The 24,707-nt window shown below is 39.5% G+C and carries 21 protein-coding genes; 4 read left to right on the forward strand and 17 right to left on the reverse strand.

Annotation, left to right across the window (positions count from 1 at the left end):
- Positions 1–93: 93 nt before the first annotated feature.
- The 5 genes from narI to DK865_RS15295 are packed head-to-tail and all read right to left on the reverse strand — an operon-like array spanning position 94 to position 8,254.
- Positions 94–771, reverse strand: coding sequence for a respiratory nitrate reductase subunit gamma (narI, locus tag DK865_RS15275; RefSeq protein WP_109392295.1), 678 nt, complete (start codon positions 769–771; stop codon positions 94–96).
- Positions 768–1,493, reverse strand: a complete 726-nt coding sequence (gene narJ / locus DK865_RS15280) for a nitrate reductase molybdenum cofactor assembly chaperone (protein ID WP_194295211.1) — start codon at positions 1,491–1,493, stop codon at positions 768–770. The genes narI and narJ overlap by 4 nt, the downstream gene beginning before the upstream one ends.
- A complete protein-coding gene (narH, locus tag DK865_RS15285) occupies positions 1,493–3,046 on the reverse strand; it encodes a nitrate reductase subunit beta (protein ID WP_109392297.1) in 1,554 nt (517 codons plus the stop codon). The genes narJ and narH overlap by 1 nt, the downstream gene beginning before the upstream one ends.
- On the reverse strand, positions 3,046–6,807 hold the full coding sequence (locus tag DK865_RS15290) for a nitrate reductase subunit alpha (RefSeq protein ID WP_109392298.1): 3,762 nt from the start codon (positions 6,805–6,807) through the stop codon (positions 3,046–3,048). The genes narH and DK865_RS15290 overlap by 1 nt, the downstream gene beginning before the upstream one ends.
- Positions 6,808–6,859: 52 nt before the next feature.
- Positions 6,860–8,254: a NarK family nitrate/nitrite MFS transporter gene (locus tag DK865_RS15295; RefSeq protein WP_109392299.1), complete on the reverse strand. Its 1,395-nt coding sequence runs from the start codon at positions 8,252–8,254 to the stop codon at positions 6,860–6,862.
- Positions 8,255–8,551: 297 nt separating this feature from the next.
- On the opposite strand from DK865_RS15295, the gene narX reads away from it, so the two are divergent.
- A complete protein-coding gene (gene narX, locus DK865_RS15300; RefSeq protein ID WP_023583676.1) occupies positions 8,552–10,357 on the forward strand; it encodes a nitrate/nitrite two-component system sensor histidine kinase NarX in 1,806 nt (601 codons plus the stop codon).
- A 25-nt stretch (positions 10,358–10,382) separates the two neighbouring features.
- Entirely contained in the window at positions 10,383–11,036 is a 654-nt protein-coding gene (narL, locus tag DK865_RS15305; protein WP_368570648.1) for a two-component system response regulator NarL, read from the forward strand.
- Here the strand turns inward: narL and DK865_RS15310 are convergent.
- The gene (locus DK865_RS15310) at positions 11,033–11,935 is read right to left on the reverse strand and encodes a LysR family transcriptional regulator (protein ID WP_023583674.1); all 903 of its coding nucleotides are present in this window, start codon (positions 11,933–11,935) and stop codon (positions 11,033–11,035) included. The genes narL and DK865_RS15310 overlap by 4 nt on opposite strands.
- Before the next feature lie 110 nt (positions 11,936–12,045).
- Here DK865_RS15310 and DK865_RS15315 point away from each other — a divergent pair, with 110 nt between their 5' ends.
- Positions 12,046–12,486, forward strand: coding sequence for a PACE efflux transporter (locus DK865_RS15315; protein WP_109392301.1), 441 nt, complete (start codon positions 12,046–12,048; stop codon positions 12,484–12,486).
- 38 nt (positions 12,487–12,524) lie between these two features.
- Here DK865_RS15315 and DK865_RS15320 read toward each other — a convergent pair whose 3' ends face one another.
- The 11 genes from DK865_RS15320 to DK865_RS15370 form a co-directional block, all read right to left on the reverse strand.
- Entirely contained in the window at positions 12,525–12,755 is a 231-nt protein-coding gene (locus DK865_RS15320; RefSeq protein ID WP_109392302.1) for a hypothetical protein, read from the reverse strand.
- Positions 12,756–12,774: 19 nt separating this feature from the next.
- Positions 12,775–13,338: a His-Xaa-Ser repeat protein HxsA gene (gene hxsA / locus DK865_RS15325; RefSeq protein WP_109392303.1), complete on the reverse strand. Its 564-nt coding sequence runs from the start codon at positions 13,336–13,338 to the stop codon at positions 12,775–12,777.
- On the reverse strand, positions 13,335–14,444 hold the full coding sequence (gene hxsC, locus DK865_RS15330) for a His-Xaa-Ser system radical SAM maturase HxsC (RefSeq protein ID WP_109392304.1): 1,110 nt from the start codon (positions 14,442–14,444) through the stop codon (positions 13,335–13,337). The genes hxsA and hxsC overlap by 4 nt, the downstream gene beginning before the upstream one ends.
- Positions 14,437–15,825, reverse strand: coding sequence for a His-Xaa-Ser system radical SAM maturase HxsB (gene hxsB / locus DK865_RS15335; protein WP_109392305.1), 1,389 nt, complete (start codon positions 15,823–15,825; stop codon positions 14,437–14,439). The genes hxsC and hxsB overlap by 8 nt, the downstream gene beginning before the upstream one ends.
- Positions 15,822–16,097, reverse strand: a complete 276-nt coding sequence (gene hxsD / locus DK865_RS15340) for a His-Xaa-Ser system protein HxsD (RefSeq protein WP_109392306.1) — start codon at positions 16,095–16,097, stop codon at positions 15,822–15,824. Before hxsD ends, hxsB begins: the two co-directional genes overlap by 4 nt.
- Positions 16,098–16,203: 106 nt before the next feature.
- Positions 16,204–16,998 (reverse strand): sulfite exporter TauE/SafE family protein, encoded by a 795-nt coding sequence (locus DK865_RS15345; RefSeq protein ID WP_109392307.1) that lies wholly within the window; start codon positions 16,996–16,998, stop codon positions 16,204–16,206.
- A 203-nt stretch (positions 16,999–17,201) separates the two neighbouring features.
- On the reverse strand, positions 17,202–18,947 hold the full coding sequence (locus tag DK865_RS15350) for an acetyl/propionyl/methylcrotonyl-CoA carboxylase subunit alpha (protein WP_109392308.1): 1,746 nt from the start codon (positions 18,945–18,947) through the stop codon (positions 17,202–17,204).
- Positions 18,948–18,963: 16 nt separating this feature from the next.
- Positions 18,964–20,541: a 5-oxoprolinase subunit B/C family protein gene (locus DK865_RS15355; RefSeq protein ID WP_109392309.1), complete on the reverse strand. Its 1,578-nt coding sequence runs from the start codon at positions 20,539–20,541 to the stop codon at positions 18,964–18,966.
- A gap of 14 nt (positions 20,542–20,555) precedes the next feature.
- Positions 20,556–21,362, reverse strand: coding sequence for a putative hydro-lyase (locus tag DK865_RS15360; RefSeq protein WP_023583669.1), 807 nt, complete (start codon positions 21,360–21,362; stop codon positions 20,556–20,558).
- Positions 21,359–22,150: a LamB/YcsF family protein gene (locus DK865_RS15365; RefSeq protein WP_109392310.1), complete on the reverse strand. Its 792-nt coding sequence runs from the start codon at positions 22,148–22,150 to the stop codon at positions 21,359–21,361. Before DK865_RS15365 ends, DK865_RS15360 begins: the two co-directional genes overlap by 4 nt.
- 13 nt (positions 22,151–22,163) lie before the next feature.
- On the reverse strand, positions 22,164–23,414 hold the full coding sequence (locus DK865_RS15370; RefSeq protein WP_023583667.1) for an NRAMP family divalent metal transporter: 1,251 nt from the start codon (positions 23,412–23,414) through the stop codon (positions 22,164–22,166).
- A gap of 467 nt (positions 23,415–23,881) precedes the next feature.
- Between DK865_RS15370 and DK865_RS15375 the strand changes: the two genes are divergently transcribed.
- Positions 23,882–24,541 carry a GntR family transcriptional regulator gene (locus DK865_RS15375; RefSeq protein WP_023583666.1) on the forward strand — a complete coding sequence of 220 codons (660 nt, stop codon included), beginning with the start codon at positions 23,882–23,884 and terminating at the stop codon, positions 24,539–24,541.
- Positions 24,542–24,707 lie beyond the last annotated feature (166 nt).

The raw sequence follows: 24,707 nt of genomic DNA on the forward strand, positions 1-24,707 counted from the left end.
GGCAAGAAAAAGAGATAAAAAAACCCCCGCGGGCGGGGGTGAGATAAGCGCAATTAAAAGGTCTCTAATTTACTATCAGGAGAGGGGTATTCATTAATGACGATTACGCACAATTTGATAGCGACGAGTTAAATACTCAATTGGCACGCTCCAAATATGGACTAATCGACAGAATGGAAATAATAAGAAAATCGTCATTCCTAAGAAGATGTGTAATTTAAATACCCATGCAACACCTTCAAGGTTTGCTGAGGCACCGCCATGGAAAGTCACGATAGATTGAGCCCAAGCCACCAGCTTCATCATTTCGCTTCCATCCATATGTTGTGCTGAGAATGGAATAGTGAGTAAACCTAACGCAACTTGGATCACCAGCAGTGTTAAAATCATAATGTCACCAAATGAAGATGTGGCCCTTACGCGTGGATGAGTTAAACGGCGTTTTAATAGCATCACGCCTCCCACCAGCATTAATACACCACAAGTACCACCACCGACCATTGCCATAATTTGTTTATATTCAATAGGCAGGAAAGATTCATACATCCAGTGAGGCGTTAACATCCCCAGAAAATGACCAGCAAAAATGCCGATGATCCCGATATGGAACAAGTTAGAAGCCAATCGCATATTTTTCTTGTCTAACATCTGGCTAGAGCCGGCACGCCATGTATATTGACCATAGTCGTAGCGTAACCAGCTACCGATAATAAAGACGGCACCCGCAATATAGGGATAGATATCAAAAAATAACATATTGATGTAATTCATTTTTGTGCTCCCGTATCCAACGAATTCCCCACGTTGAGATATTGAACTGTCGTCTCTTGTGCGAAACGACGCTGATGTTGGCTGATTTTGCCACTACCACATTGCGTACCTTCGCCAAGAAACGTCACTTGTTCTTCTTCCCACACAGCATCTAATGCAGCAGGTGTATCATCTAAAGGCTCTTTTTCGACTTGAGCAGTCAGCTGTGATGCTTCCAACCCACTTTGTGAGAGGCAAAGCAACACATCAAAGAGTGCGTGATAATCACTGCCTCGTTGTTTTAAACGCTCACCTAACAGAGCCAAAATAGGCGCAATATTGTTTAGCCCTTCAATACACTCGGTTATAGGTAAAAGCGTTAAATACTCAAGATACGTTGGCAAATAATCAGGAAGTTCACGACTACTCAATGTGATCCCTGCTTGTTGATATTGATTAAGCAGATCAACCATTGCCTGACCACGATCGCGAGACTCACCATGAACGTGTTCAAATAACAACAGTGATCGCGCTCGACCTCTATCAAAAAGCTCACTGTAATTGGCTTGCGCATCTAATAACTCTTGTTGCGTTAACGCATGAATAAATGCCATTAATTTCGCAACTTGAGTCACAGGAAGCTCATCCGCTTCCTGTAATGCATCGATAAGCTCACTTCGGTTATCCCACAGTTCTTGAGTGGGATAATCTAAAAGATGGGAAATGACTTTCAGAGAGATCATTATATTTTCTCCTCTGAGCGGCGTTCGTCTTGAGGTGTTTTTGATGTGATATCAATTGCATCAATACGATGACTATTAAACAAATTAAATTTGCTATCACTGCCATGGCAACCATCACCAAAGCTAAAACCACAACCATTACGTTCAGGGAAAGCTTCTCTTGCTAATTCACGGTGACTTGATGGAATAACAAAGCGATCTTCATAATTGGCAATCGCCAGATAGCGATACATCTCTTGTGCTTGCGCTTCAGTCAAACCGACTTGCTCTAACGCACTTAAATCTGTTTTTCCTTCTACGGTTTCAGCACGTTTGTAATGACGCATCGCTAACATGCGTTTTAATGCTAATAACACAGGAGCAGTATCACCCGCTGTCAGTAAGTTAGCTAAATACTGAACGGGAATACGCAAGCTTTCTACATCAGGCAGTACACCCGTATGTGGCAAGACCCCCGCATCAGTAGCAGATTGGATCGGTGACAAAGGTGGCACATACCATACCATGGGTAAGGTGCGATATTCAGGGTGCAGTGGTAATGCCAGCTTCCAATCCACTGCCATTTTGTAGACCGGTGAACGTTGTGCTGCATCAATCACACTTAATGGAATACCTTGCTCTTCAGCGGCTTTGATCACGTCAGGATCGAAAGGATCTAAAAAGATATCTAATTGGCTTTGGTATAAATCCTTTTCATTATCTGCGCTGGCGGCTTGTGAAATTTTATCTGCGTCATACAGCATCACCCCCAGATAACGAATACGTCCAACACAGGTTTCTGAGCACAGTGTTGGCTGACCAGCTTCAATACGTGGATAACAGAAAATACATTTTTCTGACTTACCACTTTTCCAGTTGAAGTAGATTTTTTTGTATGGGCATCCAGTTAAACACATGCGCCATCCACGGCATTTATCTTGGTCGATAAGCACAATGCCATCTTCAGCACGTTTATAAATCGCACCACTTGGACAAGTCGCGACACAAGCGGGATTTAAGCAGTGTTCACATAAACGTGGTAAATACATCATGAATGTATTTTCAAACTGCCCATACATCTCTTTTTGCATATTGGCGAAGTTTTTATCCGCAGCACGTTTGCTAAATTCGCCCCCTAAATCATCTTCCCAGTTTGGGCCTTTTTCGATCTTGGTCATACGTTGCCCCGTGATCAACGAACGAGGACGTGCTGTCGGTAATGAGCCTTCTGGTGCATTTTTTAAATGCTCATAGTCATAATCAAATGGCTCATAGTAGTCGTCTAATGCGGGAACATCTGGGTTGGCAAAAATTTTAGATAATAGACCAACACGGTTGCCCATTCTTGGTACTAATTTACCTTTGATATTTTTGATCCAACCGCCTTTCCACTTCTCTTGATCTTCCCAATTTTGGGGATACCCTGTACCTGGTTTGGTTTCAACGTTATTGAACCATGCGTATTCAACACCTTCACGGCTCGTCCAAACATTTTTACAGGTTACTGAACAGGTATGGCAACCGATACATTTGTCGAGGTTCAGTACCATACCGACTTGTGAACGAATTTTCATTATGCCTTCTCCTGTCCATTCAGGGTCTGTTGATAAGCATCACCTTCACCATCAAGCCAATCAATCTGTTTCATTTTACGCACCACAACAAACTCATCACGGTTAGAACCCACAGTACCGTAATAGTTAAAGCTATAAGCCAACTGAGCGTATCCGCCAATCATATGAGTGGGTTTAGGGCAAACGCGCGTCACAGAGTTGTGAATACCGCCACGCATCCCTGTGATTTCAGAGCCTGGTAAATTTATTTGACGCTCCTGAGCGTGATACATATAAATCATGCCATCAGGAATACGTTGGCTGACAATTGCTCTCGCCGTTAGCGCACCATTGCTGTTGTATGCTTCAACCCAATCGTTATCACGAATCCCCATCTCTTTAGCATCATCTTCACTCAACCAAACCACAGGACCACCACGACCGAGCGTTAACATCAGTAAGTTATCGCTATACGTTGAGTGAATACCCCATTTTTGGTGAGGCGTCAGGAAGTTCAGCGCTTTTTCAGGGAAACCATTGGGTTTTTTACCTTTAACCGCATCAATCGCCTTCGTATCAATAGGTGGACGATAGACCACTAAACTTTCGCCATAAGCACGCATCCACTCGTGATCTTGATACAACTGCTGACGGCCACTTAAAGTACGCCAAGGGATCATCTCGTGAACATTGGTATAACAAGCGTTATAAGAAACATGCTCATCTTCAAGACCAGACCATGTAGGACTTGAAATGATCTTACGAGGTTGAGCAACGATATCGCGGAAACGAATTTTCTCATCTTCTTTGACTTTAGCTAAATGAGTGTGATCGCGTCCTGTCACTTTACTGAGTGCATCCCACGCTTTTACCGCCACTTGACCGTTAGTTTCAGGGGCTAAAGAGAGGATAACTTCGGCGGCATCAATCGCGGTTTCAATCGCTGGGCGCCCTTCTGCTGCACCTTCATGACGAACACGATTAAGTTTTTTCAGGAAATCAACTTCTGTCTGTGTATTCCAACTGATCCCTTTACCGCCATTACCTAATTTATCCATTAACGGCCCAAGTGAGGTAAAGCGAGCATAGGTATTTGGATAATCACGCTCAACCGGGATCAGGTGTGGTGCTGTTTTACCCGGAATTAGGTCACATTCACCTTTTTTCCAATCTTTTACATCAAAAGGTTGTGCCATTTCAGCGGCGGAGTCATGCTGAATCGGTAGTGTCACTAAATCCGTTTCGACACCTAAATGACCCACACACAATTTAGAGAAGGTGTTAGCGATACCTTTATAAATTTCCCAATCTGTTTTAGATTCCCAAGCAGGATCAACCGCAGCGGTTAATGGATGAATAAATGGATGCATATCCGACGTATTCATATCATCTTTTTCATACCATGTAGCGGTGGGTAAAACGATATCGGAAAACAGGCAGGTGCTCGACATACGGAAGTCTAACGTCACCACTAAATCAACTTTACCCTCACCGCCTTTATCTTGCCATTCCACTTCTTGTGGCTTAACGTGGCCTTGCTCGCCTAAATCTTTACCTTGTAGGCCGTTCTCAGTGCCCAGTAAATATTTCAGTAAATACTCATGCCCTTTACCCGCAGAGCCTAATAGATTAGAACGCCAGATAAATAAATTACGCGGGAAGTTTTGTGGATTATCAGGTTGTTCTGAAGCAAAACGAATTTCACCTGATTTCAATGCATTAACGGTATAATCAGTGGCACTAACACCTGCTTCTTGCGCTTTTTTCGCAATAGACAGAGGGTTCACGTTTAATTGCGGTGCGGAAGGTAACCACCCCATACGCTCTGAACGCACGTTCATATCAACCAAGCTACCAGTAAAGCGAGATTTATCCGCTAATGGCGATAACAACTCGGTTGGTGATACAGTTTCATAACGCCACTGACTTGAGTGGTTATAGAAAAATGACGTACTGTTCATATGGCGAGGCGGACGCTGCCAGTCAAGACCAAAGGCTAATGGCAACCAACCCGTTTGTGGACGCAGTTTTTCTTGTCCAACATAGTGTGCCCAACCACCACCACTTTGACCGACGCAACCACAGAAAATCAGCATATTGATAATGCCACGATAAGTCATGTCCATGTGATACCAGTGGTTAATACCGGCTCCCACTATCACCATTGAACGACCATGTGTTTTTTCTGCGTTATCCGCGAATTCACGCGCTATACGGGTGATATCTTGACGACTGACACCTGTCACTTTTTCAGCCCATGCAGGTGAATATGCTTTAATTTCATCGTAGTTTGACGCACAGTTTTCATCATTTAAACCGCGATCAACACCATAGTTGGCCAACAATAAATCATAGACAGTTGTGATGTATTTTTCTTCACCATTAGCAAGTGTAATACGTTTAGCCGGTAACTTGTGAACTAGCACATCATCAAGGGCAACACCTTCAAAGTATTCACTCTTGATCCCGCCAAAATAAGGGAATGCCACATCAACAATATCATCGTGGTGATCTAAAAGACCTAATTGTAAGGTGACATCTTCGCCACTTTTGCCATCTTTAGGCTCAAGGTTCCATTTGGCAGCGCCTTCCCAACGAAAGCCCATCGAACCTTGAGGCGCAACCAATTGCTGTGTTTTCTCATCAATGGCAATGGTTTTCCACTCTGGATTTTTCTCTTGATCCAGATTGTTCACTAAATCAGAAGCACGCAACATACGACCTGCAACTAACTTACCTGAGTCGTGTTTATCTAACATCACCAACATTGGCATATCAGTGTAAGTGCGCACATAGTTACTAAAATATTCAGTTTGGCGTTTAACGTGGAATTCGTTAAGAATAACGTGTCCCATCGCCATTGCCATTGCGCTATCAGTACCTTGTTTTGGGTTTAACCATTGGTCACAGAGCTTGGCAATTTCAGCGTAATCTGGCGTTACCGCAACGGTTTTCGTGCCTTTATAACGAACTTCGGTAAAGAAGTGCGCATCAGGAGTACGGGTTTGCGGTACGTTAGAACCCCATGCAATCAGATAAGAAGCGTTATACCAGTCTGCAGATTCTGGTACGTCTGTTTGCTCACCCCAAGTCATGGGAGATGCGGGGGGTAAGTCACAATACCAATCGTAGAAACTTAAACACGCGCCACCAATAAGCGATAAATAACGTGCGCCCGCCGCATATGACACCATTGACATAGCCGGAATTGGCGAGAAACCGATAATACGATCGGGACCAAACTCTTTTGCAGTAAACACGTTAGAAGCGGCAATGATTTCATTCACTTCTGACCACGAAGAGCGAACAAAACCGCCCCGCCCACGTGCTTGCTTATAGCTTTTGGTTTTTTCTGGTGAGCCAACAATAGAAGCCCATGCATCAACAGGATCACGATGTTGTGCTTTTGCTTCACGCCATAATTTAATGAGGCGTTTACGCACCATTGGGTATTTAACACGGTTCGCGCTATATAAATACCATGAATAGCTTGCACCACGAGGGCAGCCTCGAGGCTCATGATCCGGTAAATCAGGGCGTGTACGTGGGTAGTCCGTTTGTTGGGTTTCCCATGTGACTAACCCATTTTTGACGTAAATTTTCCAACTACAAGAGCCGGTACAGTTTACACCGTGAGTAGAACGAACAATTTTGTCGTGTTGCCAGCGACTACGGTAACCATCTTCCCAATCGCGGTTAACATTTAGCGTTTGGCCATGATCCTTTGAAAAGGTATCACCAAGCTGCTTAAAATAGCGGAATCTATCGAGAAACTTACTCATCAGATACTCTCCCAATGCGCGCGAGCGCTCTCACATTGCGTATAATTCGTCATTATTGTTTATTGTGTTTACGTCCATAGACCAACCAAGTGATCAAGACGCAGGCGATATAAAATAGAACAAAGATTTTCATGGCACCGGCAGGAGAGCCAGTCATAGTCAGTGATGTCCCAAAGGCTTTAGGAATAAAGAAGCCACCAATTGCACCAATCGCGGAGATAAAACCAAGTGCTGCGGCACTTTCTGTTACCGCTTCTTTTTGAGCCATTTCATCTGTGGCGCCTTGGGCTTTCATGCGATCAACCGTGATTTTTCTAAACACCACTGCAATCATTTGGAATGTAGATCCGCTACCTAAACCTGCGGTTAAAAACAACACCATAAAGACACCGTAGAACGCGATAAACGAACCACCAGCACCGTTTTCAGGTAGCGTTAAAAAGAGTAATGCCGAGAATATTGCCATGATAATAAAGTTAATCAGCGTAACTCTAATGCCACCAAACTTATCAGAAAGCGCACCACCGATAGGACGTGCTAAAGCCCCTAATAAAGGTCCAAAGAAGGCATAATGTAAAATAACGATATCGGGAAATTGGGTTTTAGAAAGCATGGCAAAACCCGCAGAGAAACCAATAAATGAACCAAAAGAACACAGGTATAAAATACTTAACAACCAGAGGTGGCCGCGTTTTAAAACGGGTAATTGCTGGCTCAAAGACGCTTTGTTAGCCGCAAGGTCGTTCATACCAAACCAAGCAGCAAAAGTGAAAAACAGTAAAAAAGGTACCCAAACCCATGCGGCATTTTCTAGCCATAAACGTGAACCATCAGGTTGAACAACACCGGGGCCACTAAACATTGCAAAGACACCCACACCAATCACTAATGGGGCAATTAATTGCATAACGCTGACACCCAGATTGCCTAATCCACCATTTAATCCTAATGCACCACCTTGGCGTGCTTTCGGGAAGAAAAAGCTGATGTTTGCCATACTGGATGCAAAGTTTGCACCAGCAAAACCACATAGCAGTGAAATCACAATAAAGGTTGAGTAAGACGTTGTGGTGTCTTGCACTGCAAAACCAAGCCAAATACAAGGAATGATTAGAAATACGGTACTGATTGCAGTCCAACGACGACCACCAAAAATAGGGATCACGAAAGAATAAGGAACGCGTAAAAGAGCACCTGAAACAGAAGGCAGCGCAGTCAGCATAAATAACTGATCTGTAGTAAAGTTAAAGCCAACTTTGTTCAAATTTACTGCAACGGCACTAAAAAGCATCCATACGCAGAATGATAAAAGTAAACAAGGAACAGAAATCCATAAATTGCGTGAAGCGATCTTTTGACCAGTCTTTTCCCAAAAAGCTTTATCTTCAGGATGCCAATCTTCGATCACCCCTTTTCTCATTTTTTCTGGGTGTTGAGTGAGTGCCATAACAACCTCGATTAACGGTTAGATTGGCACCTTTTTACGATTAGAATTGTTAATTAGTCATGATCTGCATCAAGCAAAGATTTGTTTGATTTTTAAGCTAAAATCGTTCTTTATACCTAAGTATTAATAGGGTAACCCTTAATTTTTCATTTTAAATGAATAAGTTAATTTGAAATCGCTATAATTTATAAGTGAAATTATCTCCATGAGATATTTAGAGGTAATACTTTAGTAGTATATGACATTTGATGCCTTTTTAAGGCAAGATAGCGCTTGAATAAATTTGGAAAAATAACGATGAGCACTCATAAAATCCAATGGCATTACCGTTTTTCAATTATTAATCAAATAGCGATACTCATGTTGCTTTTCACTCTATTAGGTGTGGTAGGCATGGCCATTTCTAACCACATTATTTTAAGTGTACAAGGTAATGCTCATGCGATTAATAAATCAGGCTCTCTGCGTATGCAAAGCTATCGCTTGTTATCCGCTTTACCCCTAGATGAACAACATCGTTATTATCTTCACGAATTAGAAACCGACTTAGACAGTGGTGAATTACGTCAAGTCTTAAGCAATGAATCGCTACAATCACAATATGCTCAATTAAATACTTACTGGAAAGATACCTTAAAACCCACATTGCTCTATGCAAAACAACGTGATGACGCCAAACAAGAAGTTGTCTTTTTTGTTTCTCAACTAGATAAATTAGTATTAAGTATCGATCAGCTAACGGAGCAAAAAATCAGGCTGGTGGCTTATACCCAGCTTATTTTTACTGCACTTACGCTGTTATTGCTGTTTGGCTCTGTTTGGCATTTCCGTCGCCGTTTATTACACCCTTGGCAACAACTTATGACGATGGCTAATTCCATTGGTCATGGTGATTTTTCAGCACGTTTCCACCAACGTACACACCATGATGAAATTGCCACATTGGGGATTGCACTCAATACCATGTCAGAAGAGCTTTCTACACTGTATAGCGAATTAGAAAAAAGAGTGGTTGAAAAAACTTACGACTTACAACAAAAAAATAAAGTGCTCTCTTATCTCTATCATTCAAGCCAACAATTACACTCTCCAGCACCACTTTGTGCCCGATTAAGACAGATATTATTTGAGCTTCAACAAATCATTCCCGATACTTATTTTCAGATACGTTTATATGAAGATAATCATCACACATTATTTAATGAAATCAGTTTAGAACCTCAACCACGCTCCGAACATTGCCCTGATCCACAATGTGAACGTTGTGAAGATAATACGCCAATAACGACTTCATTAAATAGTGAGTTATTACATTGGGAATTAGCTGATCAAATCCATCGTTATGGATTATTTGTTATACAGTTACCTGAAAATACCGTTTTAACAGATGAACAAAATAATTTAATGCTCTTACTGACAAAACAGATCTCAGCAATGCTGGCAATGGAACAACAAAACGAACAACAACAGCAGCTTTTATTAATGGATGAACGTTCGGCAATTGCGCGTGAATTACATGACTCTATTGCTCAATCGCTTTCTTGTTTAAAAATGCAAGTTAGCTATTTACAGATGCAGTCAGAAACCTTACCGGATAATTGCCAAAAACTCCTTAAAGAGATGCGAGAAGAGCTTAATGTCGCGTATCGTCAATTAAGAGAACTGTTAACCACGTTTCGCTTAAAACTCACAGAACCAGGATTACTTGCAGCGCTAGAAAGTACACTGACTGAATTTAATCAGCGCCTTGGTTTCTCCATTAATTTTGACTATCAATTACCCGCAAAATGTGTGAATTCACATCAAAGTATTCATGTTGTACAAATCGTCCGGGAAGCATTAAATAATATTTTACAACATGCCAATGCCAATTGGGCTGAAGTCTCTTTATCTCTAAATAATGGTATGGTTGAACTAAAAATTAATGATAATGGTGAAGGAATTAACCCAGAACCTGAAAAATTAAATCATTATGGTCTTATTATTATGCGTGAACGCGCAAATAGCTTAAATGGTTCTTATACGATAAAAGTACGCGAACAGGGCGGTACTCAAGTGTTTGTTAAATTTCCATTAATAACTACTCATAAAGACCCTGTCTAAATTGGAGCAAGTCGTAATGAATAATATGGGTTCCCCCACAGAAAAAGCGACAATTTTACTCATTGATGATCACCCGATGCTACGCAATGGTGTAAAACAACTTTTAAGCCTTGATACAACACTCACTGTCGTTGGGGAAGCGGGAGATGGCATTCAAGGTGTGAAACTCGCTGAAGAATTAGATCCTGATTTAATCTTACTCGATCTGAATATGCCAGGAATGAATGGTTTTGAAACTCTTGATCAACTGCGATTAAAGTCGTTATCCGGTCGGATCGTTGTTTTCAGCGTATCAAATTATAGTGATGATTTAGTCACGGCGTTAAAACGTGGTGCAGATGGCTATCTTTTAAAAGATATGGAGCCTGAAGAATTACTTGTCGCTCTAAAACAGGCGGCGGCTGGAAAAATGGTCGTCAGCCCTACGTTAACCCCTATTTTAGCCGAATCATTACGTGAAGATCGTTCTGAAGGTGAGCGAGATATTGAACAACTCACCCCGCGTGAACGTGATATTTTAAAGCTGATAGCGCAAGGGTTATCAAATAAAATGATCGCACGTAAGCTTGATATCACAGAAAGTACGGTCAAAGTGCATGTAAAACATCTACTGAAAAAGATGAAGCTAAAATCTCGTGTTGAAGTCGCTGTTTGGGTTCATCAACAACGCGTCGATTAATTAAAGTTAGGTACAATGGGCTGGTGAGTACTCATCAGCTCAACGAGTTCTTTTGCCCCTTTTTGTAATGACTCCCCTTTTAGCCACATGGCATGAATAGGCAATCGCAACTCATTTTTCGTATTCTTAAACTGCAGCTGTTTTAATTTTCCTTTTTGCAATTGAGTATAAATCAGCGAATACGGCAAATTGCCCCAGCCCATTCCCGCTTCAACCATACCCAGAGCCATTTGGAAACTATCCGTTTGCCAATAATTCGTTGCCACTAATGAGCGCTCATCTCTTAACTCTTTGGTATGACTTGCGATCATAATTTGGCGCACATTGACCAGATCCTCAATAAACACACTTGCGGGGTGTGCTAATGCAATATGACTTGCAGATATTGTTGCCACCAATGACTCAGAACCTAGATATTGAAATTGCTCATCACCATTCACATACAATCCCCCATAAACTAGGCTCAATTGAATCTTATGCGAATGTAACATCTCAATAATGTCATCTTGTGCCGCGGTTATCACATTCACATTAAGTAACGGATAACGTTGCGTTAATTCAGATAACGCAGGTAATAAATAATCAGGATTAATATCAGCCGCAACACCAATATTTAAAACACTTTCGAGATCCATGGAAAGCTCTTGTGCGTGCACTTGTAATAATTTTAATTGCTCTGCGATCATTCTGGCATGAGGCTCAAGTGCTTTGGCTTTTTCAGTTGGCTGAGGCTCTCGTGATGAACGTTCAAAAAGCGCATAACCTAATTCAGCTTCCATATTAGCAATCGCCATACTGACTGCTGATGGAACGCGTTTTAATGAACGTGCAGCTGCAGAGAAGGAGCCTTTATCCATCACGGCTAAAAATATCGCAATATGTTCACTTGAGAACTGCATGTTCACTCCTGATGTTTCAGTCAAATTGATACTAGCTAACTTTTTCTATCATTCTTACTGATTTATCTTACGATGCTTAACAGCACAGATCCACAGAAAAAGAGAGTACAATGCAAGGTATTAAACGAAAAATTGTCTACGTGACAGCTTATGAGATTTTTGGCTGGGTCATTTCATCCGTTGGGCTTGCACTGTTGGCTGATAGTTCAACCGCAGTAACAGGTCCATTAGCGCTTGTGATCACCACCATCGCGGTGAGTTGGAATTTTATTTATAACTGCCTATTTGAATTTTGGGAGAGTCGGCAAGTTTCAAGGATACGAACTTTCAGACGCCGTCTAGTACATGCGATTGGATTTCAGCTCACGCTGGTGCTCTATTTAATTCCGTTAATTGCATGGTGGTTGCATGTTTCATTATGGCAAGCATTAGTGATGGATTTTGCGCTGATCATCATCATCCCTTGTTATACTTTCGTTTATAACTGGGTATTTGATAAAGTGTTTGGCTTACCAAAATCTGCATTACCTGAAAATGCACCTGTAGCCTAAGTGGCAAATTAAATCAGGAGAGTGATCCGAATAACAGATCACTCTTTGACAGGATAGATATCTTCTAACGCAAATTGCTCAATACCGCCTTCTAACTCGCAACGACCTAAACCAATATTTTTATCATCAGCCGTTGTTCTTCTTAAAAGCTTACCCGTTACTTGCCCTAAATCTTTATCAGCTTCCAGAACACGGTAATACTCTTTCATATAGCTCTCTTCACCCAGCGCCATATAAACTAAAAACTCATCACCTATTTTAATGTTCATACTTTAACCATCTGCATTCTTAGTTAGTTGCATAAATTCCTAATGCATTTAATAAATCAGCATCAATTAATGCATTAGAAGATAGCTTCATATCTCTTCTATAATTTTGTATTGATTGGCGGGTTGCAGGTCCCATAACGCCATCAATTACACCATTGAAATAATGTTTTTCAAATAATGCAAATTGTACCCTCATAACAAGGCGCTTTCTTTGTTCTTGAGTAAAGTTTGAATTCCTAACTGATTGTGAAAAATCATTATTAGATGAAGAAGCTGACGAATTCTGCGAATTTGTTCTATTGGTCGTTTGTGGCTGAGAATAACTCGGTGTAGAAGGAGCACTTCTGTAATAACCACCACCAGAAGAAGAGCGGTGAGAACTATGGCTACGATGGCTTCTGTGAGAACTATGGCTTCTATGCCCTGCAATATAAAATGGTGTTTCTACATTTAAAGGTGCAAAAACAAGATCTTCAGGTTCAAATGTTAATTCAGAATTAGGTAGTCCAGTAGAACTGGCTATTGCCTGACTATTTAAGGATAAGAAACCAGGTAGTAATGCAGCTAAACTCCACTTTTTCATAAAATGGCCCTCGCAGTTTGATGATATTTACCATATGAAGAACTAAAATATCCGCCACAGTGCTCTTTCATTTTGCATAGGCTACATTCACTTGGATAATAGTTCTTCCAATCAGAAATAGATTGAACGCTGTATTCCCATAAGTTTTCAGGTAGATGGCATAAAGGATAGTTAAACAATGCCAAAGGTATTTGACTAATATCCGTCATATTAATCGCTAAATTTAGCTGTTCTGAGTACTCATCAGGAGAAATATAAAGATCCTTCCAATTTCTTTTGGCCCAACCTGTTGGCTCTAAATTCATAATTGAAATTTGATTAATATTTGAAAATATTCTTGCACATAATTCAATAACCCCATGAAAATAAAGGTGATTTATTTTTGTTGGAATTATTCTTAATTCAATATTGATGCCTAAATTACCCGCATTAATTAATCCTGCAATCGTTTCTTTATATGCTCCTTTACATGCAACTAATTCGTCATGAATTTTCTCATGGGTAGAATAGAGAGGAATACCAAATGATATAGCCATTCCCTTAATTTCTTCCGCTAATTTTTTAGTAAAAGTAATATCACTAAATTTTCGCCCATTAGTTAATACATGTAGTGCCGTTTTAGGTGCATTCTTTTTCACTATTTGGGTGAAATCGATAAATTTATCATCATAAATTAAAGGCTCTCCACCACTAATCCCAATAATGCCATCGAAATTAAATGCAGATATTGCAAGAATAGCATCTTCTAATAGCCAAGAGTCATCATCTTTTTTGGGTGGCTGAGAACAAAACTGGCATAGATTATTACATCGTTCCGTTACGAGTAATGTGTTGTGATTTGCCTTACGAGATAAAATTACTCTCACTTTATTATTTGAAGAGGAAATAATATCACCATTCTCGACGCTATTATAAAGCTCACTATCTACTATTACATATTTTGCACCGTTATAGAATGTTGGTGATAGAACCGCTCCTTCTTGTTGAACAATAACATTGTCTAAATAGAATTTAGGATCTACCAGTTTATCTTTAAATACTTGGTAGTAACCATTATCTAATTTATTCTTAATATCGAATAAATCTTTTCTAATAACCTCAGGCATAAGTCCAACTTTTTAATAATGTAGATCCTTCATTACCTTTATCAATCTTTTTTACTAATAATTTAAACATCCCTTTGTGATAAAGGCAAAATCGTGAAAGACTTTTATTTCCAACCGGCTCACCAAATAAACTGATATTTTGACAAGGATCAACGCCACAATATGGCTGAAAAGCACAAGTTTCACAACCAACATGTAACATGTTAAATGAATTAGAAAGTAAATTATTATAGATAGGATTTTTATTAAATGATAACGAATCAAAGTCACCTAAAGAAAAGTCAATATCAGAGTATACCTGCTGAAGCATTCTTGATTCATCACTTCCATAGACTTTCCCATCATAATTGAATAATAAGCTATTAAATACTATACCACTTGGCGATTTTAAATCAGCATATCCACAAAAGCCTGGATTATATAATCTTTTTATATGTATAGCACCAGAATGCTCAACAAAAGGAAATCCTTTCTTGTTTTCCTCGAAAATAATATCTAATAATTTCTCATAAAAATTAATATATTCAGATATTGTGTAGCTTTCTTTTTTCTCTGCAAATCCATAAGGACTTATAGGTCTAATAAAAAGATCAAATATATCTAATTCAAAATGAGCATCAATGAGTGACCGAGGATTATGAAGTAATTCTTTTGTTACTGTAGTGACTGTTGAAACCCTATCTTTACCTAATCTGCGTTGTAGTTTTTTTATATTTTCTGTGATTATCTGAAATGAATTTTTTGTAGGTAATATTCTGTTTTTATTATGTACATATTCATTTCCATCTAAAGATACTGAGTAGATAACAGGTTTTTCTTCTGACCATTCAATCATTTCATCTGTAAGTAATGAAAGGCTTGAAGTAATAACAAACTCAATATTCTCTTGACCAAGTTGAATAATAGCTTCGTCATATATTTTTTTTACAAGGTCAAACCTAATTAATGGTTCACCACCTTGTATTTCAATTTTATAGTTATTTTTTGAAAGACTTTTTATTAGTGCGATTATTTTAGGAATTTCATTCTCATTTAAATCGAAATTATTAGACGATATGGAGGCTCGACTTACTTGGCAATATTTACAAGTATGATCACAACGTAATGTCGGCACGATCATAAAAATTGGAGAAAATCTCATTTCTGACATTAATTTTTTTCCTAAACCAGATGCAATCATCATTTTAGGAAGTTTTATATCCTCATCAGTAATAAATAATTTATCTCGAAGTATTTTATTTACTTGCTCATCAGCACTTTTTCCAAAATCAATAATATTTGATAATTCAATGTGATTTAAAACATGATTAAAACCAGCTAGGTTGCTGATAAATAATCTATTATCATCTATATATTCGAAGTTAAATGGTAATAAATTCATTCGTTCAACCTTTCATTTATACTCACCAATACTTTATTAATAATTGATTCTTTTACTTTTTCTGTTTTTAATTCTATTTTTTCTCTTAAAATATAATCATTAATTAATTTATTAAATTCAAATAAATTTGACTCGTTATTGTCTTCAAACGTAATTTTCCATTGATTATCTATTTCTTCTAATGTCCAACGAGTATAGCTAGACATCCAATACAAAGAATTTCGTATAACCCATTGAGAATAATTAGCTTTATCCAGTTTTATTTCGGTCATTTCATATCTTTCATAGAAAAAACATAAAAATATCTTATATTTTTATATTGCTTATGTCATTCAATATATCCACAATAATTGAATTGAATATAAAAAATTTTTATATTCAATAGATTAACTTCCAACTCATCATAATGATGCTGATCAGAATAAAAGACAGTGTTAAATATTGGAAAAAACGCTCTGATAAATAGACAAGTAAATAGCGTGCTAATGGAATGGAGAGTAATGAGCCTAAACAAAGAATAAGTGCCGTATGAACATCGGTATAACCACCAGCACTATAAGCAATCGCTGATCCGCCAGAAAGGATTGTGGTAATAAAAATAGAAGTACCGATTGCCTCTTTAATGCCCATTTGTGCAAAACGCATTAACACCGGCAACACCACTAATCCCCCACCCACACCGGTTGCTCCTAAAACAAAGCCCGCACTCATTCCCGGCACTAACAGCGAAGAGAGTGTCATCGAATTAGGTGGCGTTAATAATGTTAATGGATCAACCGCAGATTTTTTTACCATACGTTGTAAAAAAAGTATTAGCGAAAAAATTATCGCGACGATCATTAAGATATTTATGCCTAATTCCACACGTTGGTAATATTCTGGCTGATTACCTAACCACGTTACACCATAACTCGCTAAAAATGTCGCAGGAAACATGATCCCCAAAATCAATAATGCAGGTTTTAATGGAATATTGCCTAAACGAAAATGAATATAAGAAGATGAGAGTTTCATTAGCATCGAGAGCAGATTTGCTGTTGCAACCGCAGCTAATGCATTCATACCAAAAAGATAAATAAGAACAGGTAATAGAATAACACCACCACCTACACCGGTCGTTGTAATAACTAACCCTATTGCAGCACCAATAATCAGTTGAGTTACAAGCAACATCCAATTTCCTTTTTGGTTAAAATTTAACAAACTTCGATTATAGGCAAAATAACTTATAACCAAAAGGAATTAGATATAACAAATAGGAATATAAATAGAGTTATTATAAAAAAGCCCCTTAATATGAAATGACCTCATATTAAAGGGCTGATATTATAAATAGATAATATTATTATTAATCAATAGGTTATTTTATAATATCGTTAATTAATTTCTGCTAACACCGTTTCTGCTGAAAAGTAATCACCTGTTTTTGCTTTTTGCTGTAATACACCATCACGAGAAGCAACGACTTGTACTTCCATTTTCATGGCTTCCATAATCGCAATAACATCCCCTTCTTTGACCTTATCACCATCAGATAAGATCCAGCTATGTAATACACCAGAAATTGGCGCGGTGACTGCTTTTTCATTCTCTTCTTTCTCATGACCGGCATTAATTGCTGTTGGTATTACCGCAGAGAGTGACAATAATTGAGCAGGCAAAGCAAGTTCATGGCGACGACCATCAATTTCAATAAAAGTACGGACAAGCTCTTCATTTTTTGCCAGTGTACTACGAGGGAAATGACTATTTTTTGGCTGAAAATCAGTTTCAATCCAACGGGTATGCACTTTAAAATCTTCAGTGAAATCGGTCTGCTCCATCATTTCACAATGGAAAGGCAATACGCTTGCCACGCCTTCAATTTTAAATTCAGATAACGCTCGACGAGCCCGTGCAATCGCTTGTTCACGTGTTGCCCCAGTTACGATCAGTTTTGCCATCATAGAATCAAATTGGCGCGAGACTTGGTTATTTTCAGCCACACCACTATCTACACGAATACCAGGACCTGAAGGCTGAGAGAAATGCGTGATTAAACCTGGTGTAGGTAAAAAGCCTTTCGCCGGATCTTCCGCATTGATCCTAAATTCAAAAGAATGACCTCGCGAAACGGGGGTTTTATCAATACTGAGTGGCAACCCGTCAGCAATACGTAACTGCTCTATCACTAAATCAATACCCGCTGTTTCTTCTGTAACAGGATGCTCTACTTGTAAGCGTGTATTCACTTCTAGAAATGAGATAGTACCATTTGCACTTAATAAAAATTCAACAGTACCTGCCCCCACATAGCCCGCTTTAGCACAAATATCTTTCGCTGATTGATGAATTCGTTCACGTTGTTCATCTGTTAAATAAGGTGCTGGGGCTTCTTCAATAAGCTTTTGATTACGGCGTTGTAACGAACAATCTCGTGTTCCGACAACAACCACATTACCTAATTTGTCGGCGATAATTTGCGCTTCGATATGGCGAGGTTTATCTAAGAATTGCTCGACATAACATTCACCGCGACCAAATGCAGTTATGGCTTCTCGTACAGCAGAATGATAGAGCTCTTCAATCTCTTCCATTTTATGAGCAATCTTTAAACCTCGCCCACCCCCACCAAAAGCAGCTTTAATGGCAATAGGTAGGCCATATTGCTTGGCAAAATCCAGAACCTCTTTAGCATCATTAACGGGATCAGCCGTACCATTTACAAGAGGAGCACCGACAGATTGTGCAATTTTGCGAGCTTTCACTTTGTCGCCAAGCACTTCTATCGTTTCTGGGTTAGGACCGATCCAAATAAATCCAGCGTCTCGTACTGCTTTCGCAAAATCAGCACGTTCAGAAAGAAAACCGTAGCCGGGATGGATCATGGTTGCTTTAGCTTTATGAGCAATATCAATAAGTTTATTAATATCTAGATAGCTTTCTTTCGGCAAATTACCCTTGAGCCCATAAGCTTCATCAGCAAGACGAACGTGCAGTGCATCAATATCATCATTGGCATAAACAGCGATGGAAGTCGCACCATAGTCCTGACAAGCACGAATGATACGAACTGCGATTTCGCCTCTATTGGCAATCAATACTCTATGCTTCACTCGTTGTTTTTGGTTGATTGTTGTCATGAGTGGCATTCTCCTATCAATATTCTTGAAATTCGGTAATTGGATTAAAACGAATTTTAGCGTTAACAGGGATCTGCCCTGCGAGTGGTAAGTGATATTCAGCAACAGCGCCGATAACAGGGTATCCTCCTGTTAAAGGGTGATCGTTAAGAAACAAAACAGGTTGCCCATTAATTGGAACTTGTATTGCTCCAATGCAAGTGCCTTCACTCGATAGCTCTTGTTGTTGCGCTCGTGCAAGGGGGGTTTCGCCCAATAAACGTAAACCAATACGATTAGACTGTGGTGTCACTTGCCATAATTGAGACGTTAATGTCTTTATAGCCTCCGTTGTAAACCAGTCTGTACGAGGCCCTAGAACAACATCTAGTGTAACGATATCACCTTGTTTTGGCAGTATTGATGTCGGTTGCTCTTCAGCAATAATCCCATTTAGCGTACTTTCGTGATTAAGGTGAAGTACGTCGCCTTCTTGTAAAGCATTAGGACCAATTTGCGCTAAAGTATCAAATGCATGACTACCTAAAACCGTGGGTAATTCAAATCCACCTCTCACAGCAAGATAACTGCGTACACCCGCTTTTGGCATACCTAGAATAATTTCATCACCACAACGAACATCTATAGGTTGATAACCAGATAGGGATTCATTCTCACCCGATTCATGTTTTAGCGTAAGAGCGCAATCTGCTCCTGTTAAAGCAATCACACAATCTTGTCGTGCTTTAAGGATCAGTCCACCTTGTGTTATCTCAAGTGCAACAAAAGTTGTAGGATTACCCACTAAACGATTAGCCGCATGTAAAGCAGGTTTATCAAGTGCACCTGAAGCTGAAACGCCCATTGATGCCGCACCAATACGGCCTTCATCTTGGAATAAAGTTTGTAGCCCTGCAGAAATAACATATAACCCTTTATCATTTAACGAGAGCGAGGAAGTGACGGCTGATTTTTTCTCAGGAAGTGAAACAGTCATTGATGTCTTTTTTGCATCGACAAAATGGACTTCATTACCCGGTAAGAGAAAAGCGGGTTGTTCACGAGAGAGATCCCACATTTTTATTTCTGTCGTACCGATAAGTTGCCAACCACCGGGGCTTTGTTGTGGGTAAACCCCACTAAACTCGCCTGCTAATCCCACTGATCCAGCGGGTATTCTTGTACGTGGTGTTTTACGACGAGGCACATAAAGCTGAGTTTCATCAGCAATCAAATAGGCAAAACCTGGTGCAAAACCGGTAAATGCAACTTGATAAGTTTGTTCTGTGTGTCTGCGGATCACCTCACTGGTTGTGATCCCTAATAACTCAGCAACCTCATTGAGATCTTCACCTTGATAATGAACAGGGATCGTTAATGACTGTGTGTGACGTGCTGATACCGCTTTGACTTCTAATTGTCGAAGTTGAAACACAAGTTCTTCAGCCGTAATTAGCCACGGCGTATAGTGAATTAAAAGTGTTTTTGCTGCTGGCACAATATCTTGAATAGCCACAATATCCGCTTGTTTAACGGATTCATACAATGCGAGCGTCTCTTTTAAAGAGGAAAGTTCAACAAGTAAATGAGAAAAGTTAACGGGTAAAAAGCGCAAAATATCTTCCTCCCTTATACATGATAAGCAGCATCAGGCACATCAGTAATAAACATATGCCCCGGAGCATGGCTGAGTGCGAAAGGAACACCTGAACGCATCACTGCCGCTTGTGGGGTCACACCACAAGCCCAAAACACGGGGATCTCACCTTCTTCAATTCTTACTGGAGAGCCAAAATCTGGCGACATAATATCGTTAATCCCCAGAGCATCAGGTGAACCAATATGTACAGGAGCACCATGTACAGAAGGGAAACGACCACTGATCATCACGGCATCAGCGATCCTATTTGCAGGAATAGGACGCATCGAAACCACTAACTCCCCCTCTAATCGCCCAGCAGGACGACACAAACGATTCGTTTTATACATCGGGACATTACTGTTATCTGTAATATGGCGAATTTCAATGCCCGCTTCTAACATCGGTGTTTCAAATGTGAAACTACAACCAATAAGAAAAGTGACTAAATCAGGATGTTGCTCCCAGATTTTAGTCGCATCCGTAATTTCATCAGCTAATTTTCCATTTTCCCAAACTCGATACAACGGAATATCAGTACGCAAATCAGCGCTTTCCGCCAAAATTGTACGATAGCTTCCAGCCTCACAAACATCTAAGATCGGACAACTTTTAGGATTACGCTGGGCATAGAGCAGAAAATCAAATGCCCAATCACGAGGCAGACTAATCATGTTAGCTTGTGTCATTCCTTTAGCCATACCTGCTGTTGGTTTTACTAAACCATTACGAATAGCTAATCGAGCTTCTTGTGCTTTAGCAATTGCATCCGCGGTGGCTTGCATTAAATGAGTCATTTTTGTCCCTCATTTTTAAGTGACAGAGGTGCAAAAGGTTGAATGCTAACACCATGATTAATTAAAATTTCTTTTACACTTTGAGCAAGCGTTACAGCATCAGGGCTATCACCATGAACACAAATAGAATCAGCTTGTATCGCTGTAAAAACGCCTTCTATAGACTCAACACCACCTTCTTGCACAAGCCGTAACATGCGCTGTGCAACAAGTTTAGGATCATGTAAAACGGCGCCCTCTTTTTTACGAGACACCAGCGTACCATCCGCGTGATAAGCTCTATCTGCAAAAGCTTCGGCAATAACACGAAGCCCTTTTTCCTTTGCCTGTGTGATTAAGGGAGAGCCCGCTAAAGCAACTAATGTCAATTGAGGATCTACGGCGAGTATCGCTTCAATAACCGCAAGCGCTTGACGTTTATCATGAGCAATTGTGTTATACAACGCACCATGAGGCTTAACATAAGTCACGCTCAACCCCACTGCTTTAGCCAATCCTTGCAAAGCACCTATTTGATAAATCACATCTGCGGTTAATTCATCACTAGCGATATCCATATTACGGCGACCAAATCCCACTAAATCAGGATAAGCAACGTGTGCCCCTATCGCGACATTGTGTTGTTTGGCTGCTTTTAATGTTTTTAAAATTCCATCGGGTGAACCAGCATGAAAGCCGCAAGCAATATTGGCACTACTGACAATCTCAAGCACTGCATCATCATTGCCCATTGTCCATTGACCGAAACTTTCACCTAAATCACTGTTTAAATCGACTGTTTTTATCATCGTTATCATTCTCTTAAGCAATGTTGAGGTAGTTGAAAATAGCACCTACGGACATAATGCCCATATACCAAGTGAGCGCACAGACTAAAATACCTGACCACAGTAACCATGCGGGGTATTTATAACCATTCATGAGATCTTGACGGCGCCATGCAACAAAAATGAAGAGTGTCATACCAATAGGTAAAATTAGGCCATTAAAACCACCGGCAAAGACTAATAATGCAGCAGGTGCCGTTCCCATAACCATATAAATGGCGAGTGAAATAGCGATGAAAATAATGGTTGCGATATTACGTTGACGCTCAGTAACACCATTTTTAAATACGGTAATAAATGACATCGAGGTATAAGCAGCACCAATCACGCTCGTTAATGCAGCAGCCCATAAAATAAGACCGAAGATGCGTAATCCAGTTAAACCGGCTGCATGCTGAAATGCTTGAGAAGCCGGATTAGCAGCATGGCTAGAAATATCTAATGTTACACCACTGGCAACCACACCTAAAATGGCAAGGAACAGGATATAGCGCATTAATCCAACGACTAAAATTCCCTTGGTTGCAGCGCTTGATACCGCATCAATATTCTCAATACCCGTCGTTCCTTTATCAAGAAGACGATGAGCACCTGCATAACAGATATACCCCCCAACCGTACCACCGACAATTGTAGTGATCGTCGCAAAGTTAATCGCATCAGGTAAAACCGTTTGTCTTAATGCTTCACCTACAGGAGGATTAGAAGCAAACATAACAAAAACAGTCAGTAAGATCATGACAATACCAAGAACGATAATCATACGATCAATAAAGTTACTGGCTTTACGTGATGAGAAAATATAGATCGCAAGTAAAGCACTTAAGATCCCACCCCATTTAGGATCAAGACCCACCATCGCATTAAGCCCTAAGCCAGCACCTGCAATATTACCCACGTTAAACACTAAACCGCCAAAAATCACTAATACAGCAAGTAAGTAACCACTGCCGGGTATTGCTTTGTTAGCAATGTCTGAAGCCCGCATATTGGTAACCGTAATCACACGCCAAATACTTTGCTGAACAACATAATCGATGATGATTGATGCCAAAATACCAAATGCAAATGAGGCTCCCATAGTGGCAGTAAAGGTTGCAGTTTGAGTAATAAAACCTGGACCAATTGCTGATGTTGCCATTAAAAAAATGGCGGCGATCAGTGAAGAGCGTCTATTTTTTATAAACGAACTTGATGTTGTATTTGCAGAATCTTGTGTAGCCATGAGCTACCCCCTTTATCATCATTATTGTAATTATTATTACTAAGGCAATTAATGTGCCATTGTTGAGCATGCACACATAATTGTTAATCACCTGATATTAGATTGTTGAACAATTAATAATTATAGATGAATAAATAAGCAAATAGATTTAAATATGAGATGATAAAAGTGCAAAGAAGATCGCATTTTTAACATTTTATTGACAATTACACCTCGTTAATAAATTATGAATATGCACTTAAATGAGGCATAAAAAGATCAGATGCACAAAAATAGTGCGCTAAATGAACGAAAGAATACATTTGAGCACTAAAATATCGTGAGAATAAATTAAGATTTTTGATGGAAATAAATAGACAGTTGTATTTGATACAGTGAGAAGTGCGACAGAGTGACATAATAGAGGTTATATATTATAAAACACACTGTTAGAATAGACGCTTCTATTAAGCTAATAGCAGAAGATAATGCAGAAAAAAACATCTCCACAAATTCTTTCTCAAAAAGTCGCAAATGTTATTCGGCAAAAAATTACTATTGGAGAATTACCTCCTGGTGAAAGATTGTCAGAAACTGCATTAAGTGAAACGCTAGAGATATCGCGTAATACTTTACGAGAGGTTTTCCGCGTTCTTACTCAAGAAGGGCTTTTAACTTATAAACCTAATCGTGGTGTTTTTGTTTCTGTACCAGATATGGCAAGTATCATGGATATTTATCGTGTAAGACGATTAATTGAATGTGATGCTCTACGACATTCTTATCCTATGCATCCAGCAATAGTCAGAATGCAAGATAGTGTTAATCAAGCAAAAATTTTTCAAGAACAACAAGATTGGAACGGTGTCGGAACCTGTAATATGCATTTTCATACCGCCATTGTTGAACTATCAGATAGCCCTAGATTGTTTAAACAATACCAACTTATTCTAGCAGAACTGCGTTTAGCCTTCGGTTTATTAAACGATCCTCAATTGCTACATGCACCGTATATTGAGAAAAATGAGCAAATTTTAACACTCTTAATGGATGGAAAAGCCCAAGAAGCGGCTACAGCAATGGAAGACTATTTAGAAATTTCAGAAAGAACCGTACTCGCTGCGTTTTCTCGTCATAATTTTTGTTAAAAGATCATAAAAATGCCCTAAATTAGGGCGTTTTTTATATTCAGAATTTAAAATAATATTAGAATTTACTCATTTTTGATCTTTGAAAAACCCCAAACGCAAAAAAGCCAACCCATTGGGTTGGCTTTCTCGTCTTATTTAATGCCTGGCAGTTCCCTACTCTCAC

This window comes from Proteus cibi (assembly GCF_003144405.1).
Classification (GTDB): Bacteria; Pseudomonadota; Gammaproteobacteria; order Enterobacterales; family Enterobacteriaceae; genus Proteus; species Proteus cibi.